This is a genomic window from Veillonella sp. CAG:933 (assembly GCF_000431435.1).
GTDB lineage: Bacteria > Bacillota > Negativicutes > Veillonellales > Veillonellaceae > Veillonella_A.
Map to the genome: position 1 here is coordinate 25,283 of NZ_HF986238.1, position 17,287 is coordinate 42,569.

General features: G+C 44.4%; 17 protein-coding genes and 1 riboswitch. Of the genes, 6 read left to right on the forward strand and 11 right to left on the reverse strand.

Going from position 1 to position 17,287, the window contains the following annotated elements:
- Position 1: 1 nt before the first annotated feature.
- The 4 genes from QZL64_RS12585 to bioD form a co-directional block, all read right to left on the reverse strand.
- Complete coding sequence (locus tag QZL64_RS12585; protein ID WP_021842309.1) at positions 2 to 394, reverse strand: hypothetical protein; 393 nt, start codon at positions 392 to 394, stop codon at positions 2 to 4.
- A gap of 279 nt (positions 395 to 673) precedes the next feature.
- Positions 674 to 1,501, reverse strand: a complete 828-nt coding sequence (locus QZL64_RS12590; RefSeq protein WP_021842310.1) for a class I SAM-dependent methyltransferase — start codon at positions 1,499 to 1,501, stop codon at positions 674 to 676.
- A 183-nt stretch (positions 1,502 to 1,684) separates the two neighbouring features.
- On the reverse strand, positions 1,685 to 3,037 hold the full coding sequence (gene bioA, locus QZL64_RS12595; protein ID WP_021842311.1) for an adenosylmethionine--8-amino-7-oxononanoate transaminase: 1,353 nt from the start codon (positions 3,035 to 3,037) through the stop codon (positions 1,685 to 1,687).
- A gap of 160 nt (positions 3,038 to 3,197) precedes the next feature.
- Positions 3,198 to 3,890 (reverse strand): dethiobiotin synthase, encoded by a 693-nt coding sequence (gene bioD / locus QZL64_RS12600; protein WP_021842312.1) that lies wholly within the window; start codon positions 3,888 to 3,890, stop codon positions 3,198 to 3,200.
- Positions 3,891 to 4,229: 339 nt separating this feature from the next.
- Here bioD and QZL64_RS12605 point away from each other — a divergent pair, with 339 nt between their 5' ends.
- Genes QZL64_RS12605 through QZL64_RS12615 form a run of 3 tightly spaced genes read left to right on the forward strand, consistent with a single transcriptional unit; the run spans position 4,230 to position 7,874 of the window.
- Positions 4,230 to 4,976: a DeoR/GlpR family DNA-binding transcription regulator gene (locus tag QZL64_RS12605; RefSeq protein ID WP_021842313.1), complete on the forward strand. Its 747-nt coding sequence runs from the start codon at positions 4,230 to 4,232 to the stop codon at positions 4,974 to 4,976.
- Positions 4,973 to 5,878 carry a 1-phosphofructokinase gene (gene pfkB, locus QZL64_RS12610; RefSeq protein ID WP_021842314.1) on the forward strand — a complete coding sequence of 302 codons (906 nt, stop codon included), beginning with the start codon at positions 4,973 to 4,975 and terminating at the stop codon, positions 5,876 to 5,878. The genes QZL64_RS12605 and pfkB overlap by 4 nt, the downstream gene beginning before the upstream one ends.
- Before the next feature lie 4 nt (positions 5,879 to 5,882).
- Complete coding sequence (locus QZL64_RS12615; RefSeq protein ID WP_021842315.1) at positions 5,883 to 7,874, forward strand: PTS fructose transporter subunit IIABC; 1,992 nt, start codon at positions 5,883 to 5,885, stop codon at positions 7,872 to 7,874.
- Positions 7,875 to 8,047: 173 nt separating this feature from the next.
- Here the strand turns inward: QZL64_RS12615 and QZL64_RS12620 are convergent, their stop codons facing one another.
- Entirely contained in the window at positions 8,048 to 8,590 is a 543-nt protein-coding gene (locus QZL64_RS12620) for a GNAT family N-acetyltransferase (RefSeq protein ID WP_021842316.1), read from the reverse strand.
- Between the two features lie 123 nt (positions 8,591 to 8,713).
- Positions 8,714 to 8,821, forward strand: a riboswitch (TPP riboswitch).
- 159 nt (positions 8,822 to 8,980) lie between these two features.
- Here QZL64_RS12620 and thiW point away from each other — a divergent pair.
- From thiW to mscL, 3 genes are all read left to right on the forward strand, one after another.
- Entirely contained in the window at positions 8,981 to 9,499 is a 519-nt protein-coding gene (thiW, locus tag QZL64_RS12625; RefSeq protein WP_021842317.1) for an energy coupling factor transporter S component ThiW, read from the forward strand.
- A 110-nt stretch (positions 9,500 to 9,609) separates the two neighbouring features.
- Entirely contained in the window at positions 9,610 to 10,803 is a 1,194-nt protein-coding gene (cytX, locus tag QZL64_RS12630; protein WP_021842318.1) for a putative hydroxymethylpyrimidine transporter CytX, read from the forward strand.
- A gap of 327 nt (positions 10,804 to 11,130) precedes the next feature.
- Positions 11,131 to 11,589: a large-conductance mechanosensitive channel protein MscL gene (gene mscL, locus QZL64_RS12635; RefSeq protein ID WP_021842319.1), complete on the forward strand. Its 459-nt coding sequence runs from the start codon at positions 11,131 to 11,133 to the stop codon at positions 11,587 to 11,589.
- A 108-nt stretch (positions 11,590 to 11,697) separates the two neighbouring features.
- Here mscL and QZL64_RS12640 read toward each other — a convergent pair whose 3' ends face one another.
- The 6 genes from QZL64_RS12640 to QZL64_RS12665 all read right to left on the reverse strand — a co-directional run bounded on the left by QZL64_RS12640 (position 11,698) and on the right by QZL64_RS12665 (position 17,109).
- Positions 11,698 to 13,026, reverse strand: a complete 1,329-nt coding sequence (locus QZL64_RS12640) for an amidohydrolase (protein WP_021842320.1) — start codon at positions 13,024 to 13,026, stop codon at positions 11,698 to 11,700.
- A 1-nt stretch (position 13,027) separates the two neighbouring features.
- Entirely contained in the window at positions 13,028 to 13,507 is a 480-nt protein-coding gene (locus QZL64_RS12645) for a hypothetical protein (protein ID WP_021842321.1), read from the reverse strand.
- The gene (locus QZL64_RS12650) at positions 13,507 to 14,295 is read right to left on the reverse strand and encodes a DUF3100 domain-containing protein (RefSeq protein WP_021842322.1); all 789 of its coding nucleotides are present in this window, start codon (positions 14,293 to 14,295) and stop codon (positions 13,507 to 13,509) included. Before QZL64_RS12650 ends, QZL64_RS12645 begins: the two co-directional genes overlap by 1 nt.
- A 275-nt stretch (positions 14,296 to 14,570) precedes the next feature.
- On the reverse strand, positions 14,571 to 15,689 hold the full coding sequence (hydE, locus tag QZL64_RS12655) for a [FeFe] hydrogenase H-cluster radical SAM maturase HydE (RefSeq protein ID WP_156704679.1): 1,119 nt from the start codon (positions 15,687 to 15,689) through the stop codon (positions 14,571 to 14,573).
- Positions 15,690 to 15,767: 78 nt separating this feature from the next.
- Positions 15,768 to 16,532, reverse strand: coding sequence for a YaaA family protein (locus QZL64_RS12660; RefSeq protein WP_021842324.1), 765 nt, complete (start codon positions 16,530 to 16,532; stop codon positions 15,768 to 15,770).
- Positions 16,510 to 17,109 (reverse strand): hypothetical protein, encoded by a 600-nt coding sequence (locus tag QZL64_RS12665; protein ID WP_021842325.1) that lies wholly within the window; start codon positions 17,107 to 17,109, stop codon positions 16,510 to 16,512. The genes QZL64_RS12660 and QZL64_RS12665 overlap by 23 nt, the downstream gene beginning before the upstream one ends.
- Between the last annotated feature and the right edge of the window lie 178 nt (positions 17,110 to 17,287).

The window sequence follows — 17,287 nt, forward strand, 5'->3', positions numbered from 1 at the left end:
ATTACTTGGCACCCCACACTAAATTATACAGCGATTCGCCGATAGTGCCTGCCTGAATGGCGGCCGGTTTGGAATCATAAGTGTATTCGCTTTTATCGTAAGCGATGCCGGTTTGATGGAAATACTGCATATCCAAGGTTTGGATGGTGCGTTCATTCTTCTTAATTTCCATTTTTTCAAAATAATAGTCTCCACCCGGTTGAATTACACGAATCCAAAGTTGGGCTACATCGTCTTCTTTGTCGACGCTGCTGTTGTCGATGGATGTTGTGTTATCATGAATGTCGGCACCTACATAATACCAATAATCCGCTGCCTGTACAGGCGCTAACAATGATAGGCTCAATGTACCTACCAGGCCTAACATGGCCAATGTTCTATTCAGTAGTCTCATAATTAGCCTCTTTCTATATAAATTAAAACCTAAATAAATCAAAAGTTACATTATAAAATATCCATGCTAATGGGCATGCTAGTGTCATGCTAATATCCATACTAAACTATATCGATTTGTTTAGCATACACAACATTATACCCACTTAGACTGAGTTTTCAAGTCTAAAAAAGTGAAAATGGTCTGAACTGCTATCATTCAGACCACTACAAAAAGCCACAGTAAGCCGTAATCATCTTCGGCTACCGTGGCTTTATTTAATTTATTTGTAAATTAAGGCTATTTAACGCGCCAGGAAACCCACGCAACCTTATCTTCCGATGTATTACGAATGCGGCCGTCTTCCGTGCGATACGGCGCCAATAAAGGCAAAATTTCAGCACGCATAGCTTCTTCCGTACCCCATTCTTCCGAATGAAGGCGCATAGTAAAGTAGCGAAGGGCTTCTTCTTCCGTGAAAAATTCCACTTCCGGCACGTTTACATATTCCACTGCCACGTCTTGGCCAACTTTTTTAACCGTAGCAATAACATCATCTACATTAGCCTGCCATTTGAAGTCGTCTTTTTGACCGTAAAAGTGTTCATATAAAGCGTCCACGATAGTGTCCTGACGACCGGCAAAACCAACGAACAAGCAGGCATTGCGGCTTGTCTTGGTCAATGCTTCAATATTGTTCATGTCAAACATAACAGGACAGAAAAAGCTGTAACTCAAATCAAATTGACGTTCCCAGCCGAGTTCTTCACGAGTGGTTTCACTCCACGGACCTACGTAAAGGTCCAAATCAAGATCTTCTTTTTCCGCTATTTTACGAGCGCCCGCAATCATACCATTCGATAAATCGATGCCCGTAGCCTGATACCCCAGTTTGGCAAGGCCCAAGGAGTAGTCACCGACACCGCAGCCTACATCGAGGGTACGACCGCCCGGAACCGGTAACAAGTTATGTTTTTTCAAAAAATCTATAAAATTCGTAACTTGCGCAGCACGTTCTTGTTTGTCATGTAATTCCACAAAAAATTCGGAACGATTATTCCACGCCTCTTGTTCTGAGCGCCATTCCACTTCATTTTCGTGAATATTCGTTACTCGCACATTGCTCATAAAAGTCCTCCTATTGATAATTTATATCAATTCTAATATTTTCTATATATAGAGTACTCTTATTTTGTTCCTGTGACAAATACCAATTACGAATAATAGCCTATTTTCAGATGCATATTATCTTGAGATATAATCTCATTTTCATAATATATCGGCCTCTCATTTACCTAATATGGGGGCCTCTCATTTTCCTAATACATCGGCAAAGGATTCCACCGTACGATCGATGGCATCAGTCAATGTCTTATTATCCGTATTGAGCGGCGGATTGAAGTAGAGCACATCACCCAATGGACGAAGCAATAAACCATGGTCCAATGCTTTTTTGTATATCTGATAGCCTGTACGTGCTTTGCTTGGCAATGGTTCTTTCGTTGCCGGATCTTTAACCAATTCAATGGCATTAATGAGTCCGATATGACGAATTTCACCCACATTCGGATGTTTACCCAATGCATCTTCCAAGGCATTGTGCAAGAAGACCGCTTTATCTTGCGCCGCCGCTAAGACACCGTCGTTTTGCAAAATATCCAAAGTAGCCAGCGCAGCTGAACACCCCAATGGATTGCCCGCATAGGTATGACTGTGCATAAACGCTTTGTACTCGAAATAATCGGCATAGAAGGCATCATAAATCTTATCGGTAACAGCCATGATGGACATCGGCATATAACCGGCGGTCAAGGCTTTGGAAATGGTCATGATATCCGGTGTAATGCCGGCATGGTCGCACGCAAACATTTTGCCCGTACGGCCAAAACCGGTGGCAATTTCATCCGCAATAAGAAGGACGCCGTATTCATCGCAAAGAGCACGTAATTTTTTCAAATACAATGGCGGATAGATACGCATACCCGCACAGCCCTGTACGATTGGTTCCACAATAACAGCCGCCAATTCATGACTATGTTTGGCGAAATTTTCTTCCATATGCTCGAAACATTCGCAGCCACAGGTTTCACGCGTCTTATTATATGGGCAACGGAAACAATCCGGCGCTTCCGTATGGATTGTTTCCATCAGCATTGGCTGATACATTTTAGCAAATAAATCCATACTGCCAACAGCCAAAGCACCCATGGTTTCCCCGTGATAACTTTCAGTGAGACACATGAATTTCTGACGTTCCGGATGCCCCGTTTGATATTGATACTGGAAAGCCACTTTAAGAGCGCATTCAACGGCACCGGAGCCATTGTCGTTAAAATGTAATTTGTTGAGTCCTTTTGGCAATACTTTAGTCAACTCTTCCGCCAAGGTAATAGCCGGTTTATGACTCAAATTAGCAAAAATAACATGTTCCAATGTATCCAGCTGTTTTTTGATGGACGCATTGATTTTCGGATTGCAGTGCCCCAATAAATTACACCACCAAGAGCTGATAATATCGATATATTCATTGCCGTCTACATCATATAAATACGAACCTTTGCCATGGTCAATAACAATGGGCGGCAATGTTTCATAATCCTTCATTTGTGAACAAGGATGCCAAATATGCGCTAAATCTCTTTCAACCCACACCTGTGAACTCATGTTGAACTCCTTTTACCTCTAAATACCTATACCTAATCATTACGTATGTTAACTGTATTCGCAGCCTGATACGCGCCTAACTTAACTAATACGTAACCTAACTTAATATGTAAAAACTTATATATAACCCTTACATGTTGCTGTTTGAAAAAAATATTGCTTACACTTCGTCATATAAGGCGGCTAACGTATCCGCGGAAACACCTAAGTCCTTAGCCCCTTCCGGTACGCAAGCAATTACCGGTACGCCCGTTAATTCTTCAATCATCAGCTTATTATCCCGTTCCATCGGGCTATCCGTATAGAAGTTTAAAATAACCCCTTTAACCGGAATATTACGAGCCCGCAAGTATTCGATGGTCAAGACCGTAGCATTAATCGTACCCAATCCGGCATGAGCTACCAACAAGGTCGGCAAATTGAACCATTGGATAACGTCTTCCAGAAAAATATGTGCCGTTTCATCATAGCGCAATGGACACATAATGCCACCGCTACCTTCCATGGTGACGTATTCGAAGTTTTCTTTTGCTTTCGCAAAAGCCGCTTCTACTACGGCTTTTTCAAGAGGATGACCTTCCCATTGAGCTGCCAAATGAGGCGATACGGCATGATCATATAAATAAGATAATAAATCTTCGTCCGGTACATCAATGCCGGCCACTTTTTTCACATAACCCGCATCACTGGCTGCAATTGACGGCGCACCACTGACCGCCGCTTTATAATAACCGGCCTTATATTGACCGTCTCGCAATGTTTTCACCAAAAGGCCGGTAATGAATGTCTTGCCGATATCCGTTCCCGTGCCCAATACAAATAAGCCCTTACTCTTTGATTCGAGTTGTGCCATAATAACATCCCTTCCTCTATTATTACCCTATTTGTTAACACGTGGTTAACAAATTGATTTTGATTTAATTTAATCACGCCAAGGGGTTATTGTCAACTCGAACCATTTTAGTATGGTTTATAATTTAATCGAAAGATTTTTAAAAATTGCATTTTTAATATACCCAAAAGGCATTCAATCATCGTTTTTACCACTATTGATTACATTTGTTCAAAAAACGTCATTCATCATTGACTAAATGAGCGATTATGATTATATTATAGTTAAGATAAACCATAATTAAGCAAAATACTAATATAATTAATAAAATATATGTGATGTTACACAGAGGAGATTCCCATGCTATCAGAAGAACGGCAATCCTTAATTCTCGAACGGTTACGGACTAAACGGGCCGTTACCGTACAGGAGTTGGTGCAAGACCTTGATTCCTCCGCGGCCACGATTCGTCGCGATTTAACCGAACTGCATCAGAAGGGCTTACTACAAAAGGTGCACGGCGGCGCTGTAAGTTGCGATGTAGACTATTTCACCACCGAACCCGATATGTCGACGAAAGCCAATTTGTTTACTGATGAAAAAACGGCGATTGCCCAAGCAGCAGCCACTCTCATTGAAGAGCACGACTTCGTCTTTATCGATGCAGGCACCACGACGGAAATGATGTTACCTTTTGTAAATGCTAAAAATGTAACCTTTGTCACAAACGGCACATCTCATGCAGCAGCGCTGGCAGCCCGTTATCGTCGTGTCATTCTCCTTGGTGGTCAGGTAAAAGCGGTTACCGGTGCCATCATTGGCGACACAGCTTTACAACAATTAGATGTTTTTAATTTTACCAAAGGCTTCTTCGGAACCAACGGCGTCAGCATAAAAGGCGGTTTCAGTACACCGGATCCGGCCGAAGCAGCTATCAAAGCCAAAGCGATTCATAAATGTCATCGTGCTTACGTACTTTGTGATTCGTCAAAATTTGACAAAATATCGTCTGTTACGTTTGCCCCATTGGAAAGTGCAACGATTATTACAACTAAAGTAAAAGGTGCTTATCATAACTATACTGAAATTAAGGAGGTAGAGCCATGATTTACACGGTTACTTTTAATCCGTCCCTCGACTATGTCATGCGCGTTAACGGCTTTGAAGCAAACGGCGTTAATCGCACCTATGAAGACTTCATCGTAGCCGGCGGTAAAGGGATTAATGTATCCATTATGTTGCGTCATTTAGGCCACGAGAACACAGCCTTAGGCTTCATTGCCGGTTTTACGGGCGATGAAATCGTTCGTCAACTGCGCGAAGAAGGTTGTGAAGAAGCCTTTATTCGACTTGAAAAAGGGTATTCCCGCATCAATGTGAAATTAAAGAGCAACGGTGAAACAGAAATCAATGCGCAAGGTCCGGTTATCACCGAAGACGCCATGGCTAAGCTCTACAAACAGCTTGATACGTTAGAGAGCGGTGATACCTTAGTTCTCTCCGGCAGCATTCCCAAAGGACTTCCGGAAACAACCTATCGTGATATCATGGAGCGCCTCAGCGCTCGCAATATTCGCATCATCGTCGATGCCACCCAAGATTTACTCATGAATGTACTCGATTTAAAACCGTTTTTAATTAAGCCGAATCATCACGAATTAGAAAGTGTATTCCATACAAAATTTACAACGGAAAAAGACATCATCGAAGCCGCCCGCCAATTACAGGCCAAAGGTGCTCAGAACGTCCTCGTATCAAGAGCCGCTGACGGAGCCGTATTAGTTGATGCTAACGGCGAGGTACGAACCAGCCCCGTACCGAAAGGCAAACTCGTCAATTCCGTAGGTTCCGGTGATTCCATGGTGGCCGGTTTCTTGGCCGGCTATATCGAATCGGATGGCCAATATGACAAAGCCCTGGCTATGGGCGTCGCCGCCGGTTCAGCGTCCGCCTTTGAAGAGTGGCTCGCAAATCGTGAACAAGTAGAAGCATTATTGGAGAAGGAGTAATATCATGAAAATTACGGATTTACTACAGAAGCAATCAATTCAATTGAACGCCCATCCGACCAACAAAGATATCGCCATTCGCCAACTGGCCGAATTGATGGATGCAAGCGGTAATTTAAAAAATAAAGAACAGTACATCAAAGATGTATTGATTCGTGAAGAATCCGGCTCCACCGGTCTCGGCATGGGGCTTGCTACCCCGCATGCTAAAAGTATCGGCGTAAAAGCACCGGGCCTATCCGCTATGACGGTGCCGGAAGGCATGGACTTCGAAAGCCTGGACGGCGAACCGACCCGCCTATTTTTCATGATTGCCGCCCCGGAAGGGCAAGCCGATACCCATGTGCAGGTTCTTGCCAACTTAGCAACCCTCATCATGGATCCCGAATTTAAAGAAGCGCTCATCAAAGCACAAACCGTTGAAGGATTCCTCGCTTTAATTGATGTAAAAGAAGCAGACCAATTCAAACCGAAAATGACAGAAACGGAAGCATTAGCTATTGTGGAACAAAACGTAACCACAGCCGCTACCGCTGCGCCTAACGCTAAACAAGAGGCTCAACAACCGGCAAAAGCACCAAAAGCAATGCCGGCTAAAGCTGCCGACGGCTCTTATCGCGTACTGGCAGTAACCGCTTGCCCTACCGGCATCGCTCATACCGCTATGGCCGCTGAAGCCTTAACCCGCACAGCTGCTGACATGGGCATTACCATTAAAGTAGAACAAAACGGTGCAGCCGGCGTTAAAGACGCCATCACCGCCGAAGACATCAAAAATGCGGAATGTATCATTGTGGCAGCCGACAAGAGCGTTCCTATGGAGCGTTTTAACGGCAAACCGCTCATTCAGGTAAAAGTAGCCGACGGCATCAATAAAGCCAAAGAATTATTGGAAGAAGCAACGTCCGGCAAGGCGCCAATCTTCGAAGCAGGCGAAGAAAAAGCCGACAAAAATGCCATTACCGCCCAAGACAGCTTCGGTCGCCAGATTTACAAACATTTGATGAACGGCGTATCCCATATGTTACCGTTCGTTATTGGCGGCGGTATCCTTATTGCCCTCGCCTTCTTATTCGACGACTTCAATCCGGCCGACCCAAGTAAATTCGGTTCCGGTACGGAACTGGCCGCCTTCTTCATGAAAATCGGCGGTGCCTCCTTCAGCTTCATGTTGCCGGTCTTAGCCGGTTTCATCGGCATGAGTATTGCCGACCGTCCGGGTCTTGCCGTCGGTTTCGTCGGCGGTTATCTCGCCAACGCAGGCGGTTCCGGTTTCCTCGGCGCCCTCTTGGCAGGTTTTGTGGCCGGTTATCTCATGCTCTTATTAAAACGAGTTTTCTCCGGCTTACCACAATCTTTGGAAGGTATCAAACCGGTTTTACTCTATCCGGTATTGGGGGTACTCTTCATGGGTATCATCATTACCTTCATTATTAACCCACCTGTTGGTGCACTTAACGAAGGCTTGATGAACGCCTTGAAGAGCATGGACACCAGCAGCCGTATCGTTATCGGTATCATCTTTGCCGGCATGATGGCCGTTGATATGGGTGGTCCGGTAAATAAAGCGGCTTATGTAATCGGCACAGGTCTTCTCGCTACCGGCGAATACGGTGTTATGGCGGCCGTTATGGCCGGCGGTATGGTGCCTCCATTGGCTATCGCCCTTTGCACAACGTTCTTCCCTAATCGCTTCACTCCGGCTGAACGTAAATCCGGTATTACCAACTATGTTATGGGCTTCTCCTTCATCACCGAAGGAGCTATTCCATTCGCCGCAGCCGATCCGGTTCGCGTAATTCCATCCTGTATCGTTGGGGCAGCTGTAGCCGGTGCTTTATCCATGGCCTTTGAATGTACCTTGCGCGCTCCACATGGCGGTATTTTCGTAGTACCTACCATCGGCAACCCGCTCATGTACTTATTGGCTATCTTAGTAGGCTCTGTTGTGACCGCTTTATTATTGGCTATTTTGAAAAAACCGTTAAAAGCCTAATATCCGGCTAATAGACAATAACCTCATGCATAAAATTTTTACACGCAATGCCTAACCCTTATAAAAATACCCCTGAGTCCTATGGATTCAGGGGTATTGCCATATTGCCTATTAAATTTTAATCTCACTTGATCATTCAGGCAGACTTGAATAATTTAAGTCGCATGAAAACTCTATTTGTTCAATTCTTCACGGATACTTGCCACCGAACGACGCAAGAGCCAATCCGTATCGTTCGAATCACCTACCACAAAGGTATGCTCCCCGAATTTTTCAAAACCGAATTTAGCATAAAATTTCTGAGCTTTGTAGTTATGTTCCCACACACCGAGCCAAACATAATCACAGTCTGTTTGGGTCGCTAATTGCAGAGCCTTTTCAAAGAGAAGTTTACCAAGGCCGAGTCCTTGGTAATCAGCCAATACGTAAATACGCTGTACTTCAAAACCATGTGGCAATTCCTGCTCAGTTTGCGCACGGCCTACATTAACTTTCAAAAAACCGACCGGCTGGCCGTCTACTACGGCAAAAAAGTGTTGTGATTCGGAATCAGTTAGCTCCGCTTGTAACGTTGCTTCCGCCAACGAGGTATTAAAATAGGTGTCGAACTCTTCGTCAGTGTACTCATCCCTAAATGTTTCTGAAAATGTTCTCATCGATAAGTCGCGCAATGTTTTCACATCGTCCGCCCCAATCGGTAAAACATCGATATTCATAGTATCTCCCCCTCCTTTTTCAGGTGTAATATATCCGCTTTATTATAAAACATTCTCACCCTATTTTCAAACGGTCTGACAATAAAACATTGCAAGCATGCGCCGCCTGTGCTATAATCACGTTAGAAAATTCAGGGGAGCTTATGAACGTAGGCTGAGAGGAAGTCATCAAACTTCGACCCTTATACCTGTACGGATAATGCCGTCGTAGGAAGATGTTATAGCGACTTTCTCACGGAGGCACCGTATTGGTGCCTCTGTTTTTTTATGCTGTCTGTCAAAACAGACCGGCTGGCGGGGGAGCGCCCGACAGCTGTCATTACAGCGAAGGGAAGCCGTGTTCCGGCGTGAGAGGAGACCAGTAAGTCTCGACCGCTACAGGAGTTTGTAATGAACGAATCTACCAGTAATGTAAAAAAAGTAACCATGGCCGGTATTTTAGTGGCCGTAGCCGTAGTAGGCAGCACCTTTTCCTTTCCCGTTGGCATCAGTAAATGTGCCCCCGTACAACATATGATTAACATTCTTTGCGCCGTATTATTGGGTCGCTATTACGGGGTGGGCGTAGCTTTTTGCGCCAGCACTTTGCGTCTCGTTACGGGCCTTGGCAGTGTACTCGCCTTTCCGGGCAGTATGTGGGGTGCCCTCTTGGCCGGCATTGTCTATAATCGTACCGGCAATCTATTCTTAACGCTCTTAGCCGAAGTATTTGGTACCGGCATTCTTGGCGGTCTTTCTGCCTACCCGCTGGCCATTATCGTTTTGGGTAAATCGGCCGGTCAAATTGCGTTTTATACCTATGTGGTTCCTTTTTTGATTTCTACCATAGGTGGCTCCCTATTGGCAGGGATTTTGCTCTATACATTACGCAGCACCGGAGCCTTAGCGCAATTAAAACAGCATCAGTAGGCCTAATCTATAGACCGTGCCTAAGCCCTTGTTGACGCCTCAGCATAGCTGAAAGCGCCGATTGTCGGTTGGCCGCCTATGGTCCCTTGATGCCGGAGAAAGGGTATTCTATGAGTACAGCTACTTCTGAAACGAAATTATTATCTCACGGTCTTTTATGGTTTGGCGCCGCCTTATCCATTGCCGAAATTTTTACAGGCACGTTATTCGCACCACTCGGCTTTGAGCAAGGCGTCATTGCCATTTTGCTGGGCCATATTATCGGCGGTTTTCTATTTTTCTTAGCCGGTCTCATCGGTGCCAACACGCGCCGCAGTGCCATGGAAACCGTTCGTATCGGCTTTGGCCGTCAAGGAGCGTCCGGCTTTGCCTTGGCCAACGTACTGCAATTAATCGGTTGGACTACCGTCATGATTATTACCGGCGCCGCCGCTACCAATGCGATTTTACCTTGGGGTACTGCCGTTTGGTCCCTCGTAATCGGCGTTCTCATCATTCTTTGGCTCGTCCTCGGTTACAGTAATCTTACCCGTTTAAACCTCGTAGCCGTAGCACTCTTATTCTGCCTTACCATTTGGCTCAGTTTCATTATTTTTGATCCGTCCTCAGCCGTGGCCGGTGCTTTACAGTTAACGGAAGACCAAGGTCTTTCCTTCGGTGCCGCCGTTGAACTGGCCGCTGCCATGCCGTTATCGTGGTTACCGCTCGTGTCTGACTATACACGTACAGCCAAACGCCCCGTAGCAGCCACGGTAGTGAGTACCTTAACATATACCATTGTCAGCATTTGGATGTATATTATCGGTCTCGGATCCGCTATTTATGCCGGCGAAACAGACATTGCCGCCGTTATGTTAAAAACGGGGCTCGGCCTCTGGCCTTTATTAATCATTATCTTTGCCACCGTAACGACAACGTATCTCGATGCGTTTTCCGCCGGTGTCAGCTTTGTCAGCATTTTTCCGAAATTGTCTGAAAAAACAACGGCTATCAGCCTCACGGTACTCGGCATTGTATTAGCCATTTTAGTACCTATGACAGAATATGAGAACTTCTTGTTCCTCATCGGTTCGGTTTTCACGCCCATGATCGCGATTCTCTTTACCCAATACTTTCTCCTTAAGCAGGATGCATCTGGGCGTAAATTTTACCTTCCCAACCTGATTCTTTGGTTAGTCGGGTTTGTCTTATACAGAAATGTGATGACCTATGAAACACCTTTGGGAACCACATTCCCGGTTATGATTGTCATTGCAGTTCTGACATACATCGTCGGCCGTTTTACCGGTAAAATTCAAGATTAATAAAAAAGAGCTTTGAGTCACGACTGATTCAGAGCTCTTTTTCATTCTTATTTCCGGCAAACCATATTTATAATAGCCTAAATTTATATTTCGGGGCACAAATTTACTTTACACTGGCTTAAATAATAGTACATTTTACTAAAATATCGAATTTCTATAATTAGTTTCAAAAAAATCGATATTTTATATATACACTGCTCTCGTTCTATGCTATACTGAATTTGCAATAATAAGTCGGTATTAACTATCATAAATCATAATGACCGACAACTATAAGTAAACAGCCAAAGTGGCTGTGTATAAGTTTTTAGACAGGGGCGTATATCCATGAACGATTTTTTAAGAGGTTTTAAAGATTTTGCATTGCGCGGCAATGTAATTGACTTGGCAGTCGGTGTTGTTATCGGCGCTGCTTTCGGTAAGATTGTATCTTCCTTAGTTAGCGACATCATCATGCCACCGATCGGTTTACTTTTAGGCGGTATCGATTTCTCCGATTTCTTCATCAGCTTGAACGGCCAGCAGGCAGCTACTTTGGCTGAAGCTAAAGCAGCCGGTATTCCGGTTATCGCTTACGGTAGCTTCTTGAATGCGGTAGTTCAATTCCTCATCGTAGCATTTGCGATTTACTTAGTAATCAAACAAATCAACAATCTATATCCTAAAAAAGAAGCACCGGTTAAACCAATGCGTACTTGCCCATTCTGTAAACAGGACGTAGACGAAGAAGCAACGCGTTGTCCGCATTGTACTTCTGAATTGACACCGGAAGTTAAAGCCAGCTAATTGGCCATCCAAAAAAATCCCACATTATCGAAGAGCTTGCCTCGTAATGGACAAAGAGAGCGACGGACTTAACAGTTCGTCGCTCTCGCTCGTTTTAAATATTAATAATTATTTTTCACCTTCACTAATGCTGTCCATTAATTTAATGTACTCGTCCTTAGTGAATACAGGTTTGTAATTATCCTGCACTTTCTTAGCCCCTTCACCGTCGCCATATAGCAAGTCAACAATGGTCATGGCCAAAGCTTGCGCAGTTTTGGTATAGGCTACTTCAGGAATGGAAATCTTGTAATTGGCACCGTGAAGAACGCCTTCAATACAGCCAACCCACGGATGAATAACCGGTATAATATGCGCTACATCGCCCATATCCGTACTACCGGCCATGTGTTCGCCTTGAATTACATTAGCCTCGCCAAATAATGGAATGGAATTTTCTTTTAAAAACTCATTCATAATGGCATCATTACGCATCGGCAAATAGCCCGGTAAATCGTTGATTTCGCAAGTTGCACCCACTGCATCGGCACCGGCCTTGAGAGCGCGATTAACGCGTTTATTAGCCGCTATCATGGCCTCTACATTGGCCGCCCGCACATAGCTTTCCATAGCCACATAATCAGGCACTACATTTACTAAGCTGCCGCCACTGTTAATAATCGGATGGAACCGCACATAGTCGCTTTCTTTGAAGGTATCACGAATGGCATTGACTCCCATAACCCCCATCATAGCGGCTTGCAATGCATTGACACCTTCGTGAGGGGCGCCGGCTGCATGAGCCGCTTTACCGTGATAATTAATCAACTTACCGATAAAGCCATTCGATGTAGAGCCCAAGCCCATTTCACCGCCTTCGGTGTGCGCTGTTTCCACATGCATTTGCATAGCCATATCAATATCGTCAAAAGCGCCTTCATAGATAAGCTGCTGCTTGCCGCCTAAATACTTAATTTTGCCTTCTTCGCGCAATTTATTGCGATAGTCAATTTCTACATATTCTTCAGCCGGTACGGCAAAAATAACAACTTCACCGTTTAACTCCGGCAAAACACCTTCGGCCTGCAAACCGATGGCCACGGCCAACATATTGGCAATCTGTACATTATGGCCGCAACAATGAGCCGCACCGGTCACTTCATCGGCGCGCGGATGTTTAGGGCAAATGATGGCATCCAATTCACCAATCATGGCAACGCGATAAGCATCGCTTTTACCTTTTAAACGGCCCTTCACCCCGGTCAAAGCATGGCCGGTCGTAAACGGAATATTTAACTCTGTAAACAACTGCTGTACAAAGGCCGTTGTTTTATTTTCTTTATAGCCCAATTCAGGAGCTGCCATAATAGTTTCGGCAATTTCCATTAATCTTGGCATCGCCTTCTCAATGGCTGCACAGACTCGTTCTTTTACTTCTATTTTAGTTAATCCACTCATGTTAAATTACGCCCTCCCAATATAAAACTACTTGTGCTACTAAAGCGGCACAAACGAAGGTCCCTGCCGCAACGGCTAAGGCAACCGGAACAATACGCCACGACAATTGTTTAAAAGCGCCTAAATCCTTGCCCAAGGACAAACCGGCATACGCCAATACCGGTGTTGTTGTGGCTAAGAAGGTAACCTGAGCCGCTTGTTTGGTAATCCAGTCACTACCCGGTACGCCCGGAATCGATAAAATAACGCCTAAAATAGAAACCCAGAATACCATCGGTAATTTTTTAAATCCCGGCAAATACGAAAGCACGGCACCGGCAAAAGCGATACCGGCCAATACAAAACAGCCTACCAAACTCGGTCCGAAGGCATGCTTACCGTCTAAAATATTACCGGCCGCTGTAATCACAGCCGCTATAATAACAACTACCAAGAATTGAATTATTTTTTCCTGTAAGGTCATAGTTTTTTCCGTACTCATTAGCGCACCTCCTCAGAATCATGACGTAATACACGGGCACAGAAGCCGTATAAGCGTTCCATAATCGGCAACGATACAAATAAACTGAAGTATACGCCCACAACACTGGTTAATAAGTTGGCAGCCCCTGCCATGGCCATAATTTCACGTTCAAATTCAGGATGTACTGCCACGATGGATCCGGTGGCAGCCGCCATCATACTGGCACTACCGATACCGGCACCCATAGCGAGGGCTATCGGATGGAACCAGCCTAGTTGAGCAATCATGCCGGCCAATACGGAAATCCACATAGCACCAAATAAAGTACCGCAAATGTACATGCCCATAACGCCGCGACCTTCCGGTGAATGGAATCCGTAGCGGTCAATAATAATCGCCACATTGGCTTCACGGTCAATGGAGTAACAAGCCCCTACCGCTTCACGACGCATACCCACTAAGAGGGCGATTGGCAAACCGAGAACAATGGTTCCGAAGAAGTGACCCAACTCTTGTAAAATCAAAGCCCAACCGGAATTCATTATGATATGCAAATTAGGCCCGATGCCAAGACCAATCTTGGTCATCAAAATCATAATTGAAATATTCAGATAATCAGTAGCTGCTACCATTTGCTCTTCCGTAACAATCTTAAGTTTAGGAATTGAAATAACAAGACCGATTACCAAAGAATATAACAGTGGCAAAAATACAACAATGCCGAATTTTTGGATGCCTATCCCCTCCGCCACCAACGTAATCAGCAAACACAGCAGATGAATCTTCCAGTTTTTTAATAATCCCATAACCTTGTCCTCCAGAAGAAAACAAAAATACATATAAAAACTACACACACCAATTATACGCTATAAATCATATTTTGACTTATATTATTTTGTAATGGTACTTGATAAATTTGTAATAGTTCTTGATAAGTCTAAAAATAAAAACAGGTAATAATGCACGCATTATTACCTGTTTTAACTATTTATTTATTTTTTAAATATATAATTATCAATTTTACAATTCTCCCTTATGTTTTCTATGACAATCGGGATTTTATAAAATTCTTATTAATAATTTAAAATAAGCCCGTACGTTTACCGTAATGCTTAGAGTCGCCGTTTTGTTTCCAGCCAACCATATCACCGATGGACATAACGCGGCGAGTCAAGCAATCCTTACATTTATCGGCATTATCGTCTACGCAAGGTTTGTTATCGTAGAGTAAGTACTTGGCACGGTGTTCCGGAATCGTAATAATCGGCATCAAAATATTGGCGCCGGCCGCAAGACCTTTTTCACGTCCCAATTTATCGAGGGCCTGTAGGGCTGTGGTAGCCGCGATATTAACGTCTTTTAAGAATAAGCGGGTCAACGCAATCATCTTGAGCCCCAGCTGAATACGACGTTTTTTACCCGCTTCATCATCAATCCCCATGGCCAATGCTTCTTGACCGAGTGGGGTGTCATGATGTACCACATATGGTCCCATACCGATCATGTCGATATCCATATCACGGTAGAAGAGAATATCATTCACCAAATCTTCTTCCGTCTGATGAGGAAGACCGATCATAACCCCGGTGCCCACCTGGAAGCCCACTTTGCGAAGACTCTTTAAACAGTTAACGCGCGTTTCAAAAGAATGGAGTTCATCATTCGGGTGGATTTTCTTATATAATTCCGGATTACTTGTTTCAATACGAAGCAAGTAACGACTGGCACCCGCTTCCACCATGCGGCGATAACTTTCTTCAGTCTGCTCACCGACACACATGGTAATCCCCAAGGAGCCGTCGCCGATAGATTTAATTTCACGAATTAAGTCTACTACATAGTCCACGAAGGCCGCATCACTGCGCTCGCCAGACTGCAAGGTAATGGAGCCGTACTCATGGTCATAGGCCCACTGCGCCATTTTAATAATATCTTCGCGCTTCATATCAAAGCGTTCCGTTTTATCGTTCTCACGACGAATGCCGCAATATTCGCAGTTTTTCACACAGCGATTGGAGAATTCAATCAAACCGCGATAATACGCCATCTTATCTACATATTTAGCCTTAACTTCATAGGCCTTTTTATAAATAGCCTGCAAATCATCTTCGTCGGTGACGCTCATCAAAAAGCGCAACTCATCGACGGTCAACGTGTCATTGCCGACCAAATCTTTCTTAAGTATATCTTGTACTGTCATTTTTTGAACTGTCATATTCCTCCATTTATTCCGAACGACGATAGGCCCCCATCAGTGAATCCGCTGGCTTCACCGTCTTCATTGCGAACGACGATAGGCCACGGTAAGCGGCTCTGTCAGCGTAGCCGGCAGGTCCGTATCTTTTACAAAACCATCCAATTCAGCGGGCAAATCGGTCCATTCGGTTAATTCATGAGCAATCATATAATGGGCGAGGCGGCCGCGCATCTGTTTTGACGAGGTGCTGAGCTGCTTCCACACGCCCTGTTTTAATTCTAAAAACTCAACCGTCACTATATGCGGATGAGTCACTAATTTTGAATATTCCTTGGATGCCAAGTTCAAGAGCCAATCTTCCTTTTGAAAATAGGCCGTTACCTTGCCGGTCCAGCAATCATAAAGTGATTTGGCGTCTTTAAGGAGATCTTCAGCTACCGGCTCGGTTATCACGTTTTTGGCAAAAATCCGGTCTACCAAATCGAGCCGATAATCGGTAACCGGACTCTGCGGCGTTACTACGCCATACAAAGCGGATAAAATACATACATGGTCATTACCGAAGGCCTGTGCTTTTTCAGACAAATCCTGCCAAGCCAAATTTTTAAAGGCAAGGCCCGAATAGCTGAGTGCGGCAGCCCCTTCCGGCGCCGTTTCATAGTTTTGATAAAACTCGACCAAGTCAGCCGCCATATCTTCCTTAACTTTAAGAGCCTTCATGATGGCCTCCGCCGATAAAGTTTGCATATGGGCCACAATGGCTTCGGTTAAGGCTTTAGCAAAAACCGGTGCTGTAGCCTTGCCCTGCAAGGTTTTCGTTTTACTAGGAGACAGGAGTATTTTCATGCTTACTCATACCTGCCTCTTCATGCATAGCTTCGTCTTCGGCTACTAACTGCGCCTGCAAGTCTTTACTCCAAATCATCATTGGCAAGCCTACAACATACTTGGCTTTCATTTCCTTACACATATGAATTGCTTCATTCAAATATGGCGAACCTTCATCAATACCGTCAGTCAAAATCACAACATGGCGATTTTTTAAATCCATGCCGGAATATACCATATGTTCACCATTGTAGAAAATCTCTTCAATGAATAATTTATCGTGCATAAACTCGTCCATGCGGTGCAATATAATACGATCTAACAAGGCATTAGCCGGCGTCGAAACTGGTTCCGTAGTAGCCAGGCCTTCCGGCTGCAAACGAATAAATACAGTCTTTTGGTTATGACCTTTGCGGTACTCCAAAAGAGCCTGTTCCAAAGCGCCGTAGAACAAGAATTGTTCTGCCGGATCTAAGGTATCACTCAAAAACATATCTATAACGGAGCCTGATTCGGCCGTTTTCAACTGTGCTGACAACTGAACCGCTACATCTTCTACAACTTCTTCATAATCGGAATGTTTAACTTCTGCCATTACGCGATCCTCCTACATCAATACACTAAATCGAAACAGTCAAGCTTCTTTCTAATTCTAACCATATAATTATAGCATTTTTACCTAAAATATTCTATATCCCCCATGGACAATACCATATAATATGTTTTTCATTATATTTCGTCAAAAAATCATAACCACCCGTAGAACGGGTGGT

Coding starts and splice junctions, on each gene's coding strand:
- QZL64_RS12585 (WP_021842309.1), bottom strand. CDS start 394: ATGAGACTACTGAATAGAACATTGGCCATGTTAGGCCTGGTAGGTACA.
- QZL64_RS12590 (WP_021842310.1), bottom strand. CDS start 1,501: ATGAGCAATGTGCGAGTAACGAATATTCACGAAAATGAAGTGGAATGG.
- bioA (WP_021842311.1), bottom strand. CDS start 3,037: ATGAGTTCACAGGTGTGGGTTGAAAGAGATTTAGCGCATATTTGGCAT.
- bioD (WP_021842312.1), bottom strand. CDS start 3,890: ATGGCACAACTCGAATCAAAGAGTAAGGGCTTATTTGTATTGGGCACG.
- QZL64_RS12605 (WP_021842313.1), top strand. CDS start 4,230: ATGCTATCAGAAGAACGGCAATCCTTAATTCTCGAACGGTTACGGACT.
- pfkB (WP_021842314.1), top strand. CDS start 4,973: ATGATTTACACGGTTACTTTTAATCCGTCCCTCGACTATGTCATGCGC.
- QZL64_RS12615 (WP_021842315.1), top strand. CDS start 5,883: ATGAAAATTACGGATTTACTACAGAAGCAATCAATTCAATTGAACGCC.
- QZL64_RS12620 (WP_021842316.1), bottom strand. CDS start 8,590: ATGAATATCGATGTTTTACCGATTGGGGCGGACGATGTGAAAACATTG.
- thiW (WP_021842317.1), top strand. CDS start 8,981: ATGAACGAATCTACCAGTAATGTAAAAAAAGTAACCATGGCCGGTATT.
- cytX (WP_021842318.1), top strand. CDS start 9,610: ATGAGTACAGCTACTTCTGAAACGAAATTATTATCTCACGGTCTTTTA.
- mscL (WP_021842319.1), top strand. CDS start 11,131: ATGAACGATTTTTTAAGAGGTTTTAAAGATTTTGCATTGCGCGGCAAT.
- QZL64_RS12640 (WP_021842320.1), bottom strand. CDS start 13,026: ATGAGTGGATTAACTAAAATAGAAGTAAAAGAACGAGTCTGTGCAGCC.
- QZL64_RS12645 (WP_021842321.1), bottom strand. CDS start 13,507: ATGAGTACGGAAAAAACTATGACCTTACAGGAAAAAATAATTCAATTC.
- QZL64_RS12650 (WP_021842322.1), bottom strand. CDS start 14,295: ATGGGATTATTAAAAAACTGGAAGATTCATCTGCTGTGTTTGCTGATT.
- hydE (WP_156704679.1), bottom strand. CDS start 15,689: ATGACAGTACAAGATATACTTAAGAAAGATTTGGTCGGCAATGACACG.
- QZL64_RS12660 (WP_021842324.1), bottom strand. CDS start 16,532: ATGAAAATACTCCTGTCTCCTAGTAAAACGAAAACCTTGCAGGGCAAG.
- QZL64_RS12665 (WP_021842325.1), bottom strand. CDS start 17,109: ATGGCAGAAGTTAAACATTCCGATTATGAAGAAGTTGTAGAAGATGTA.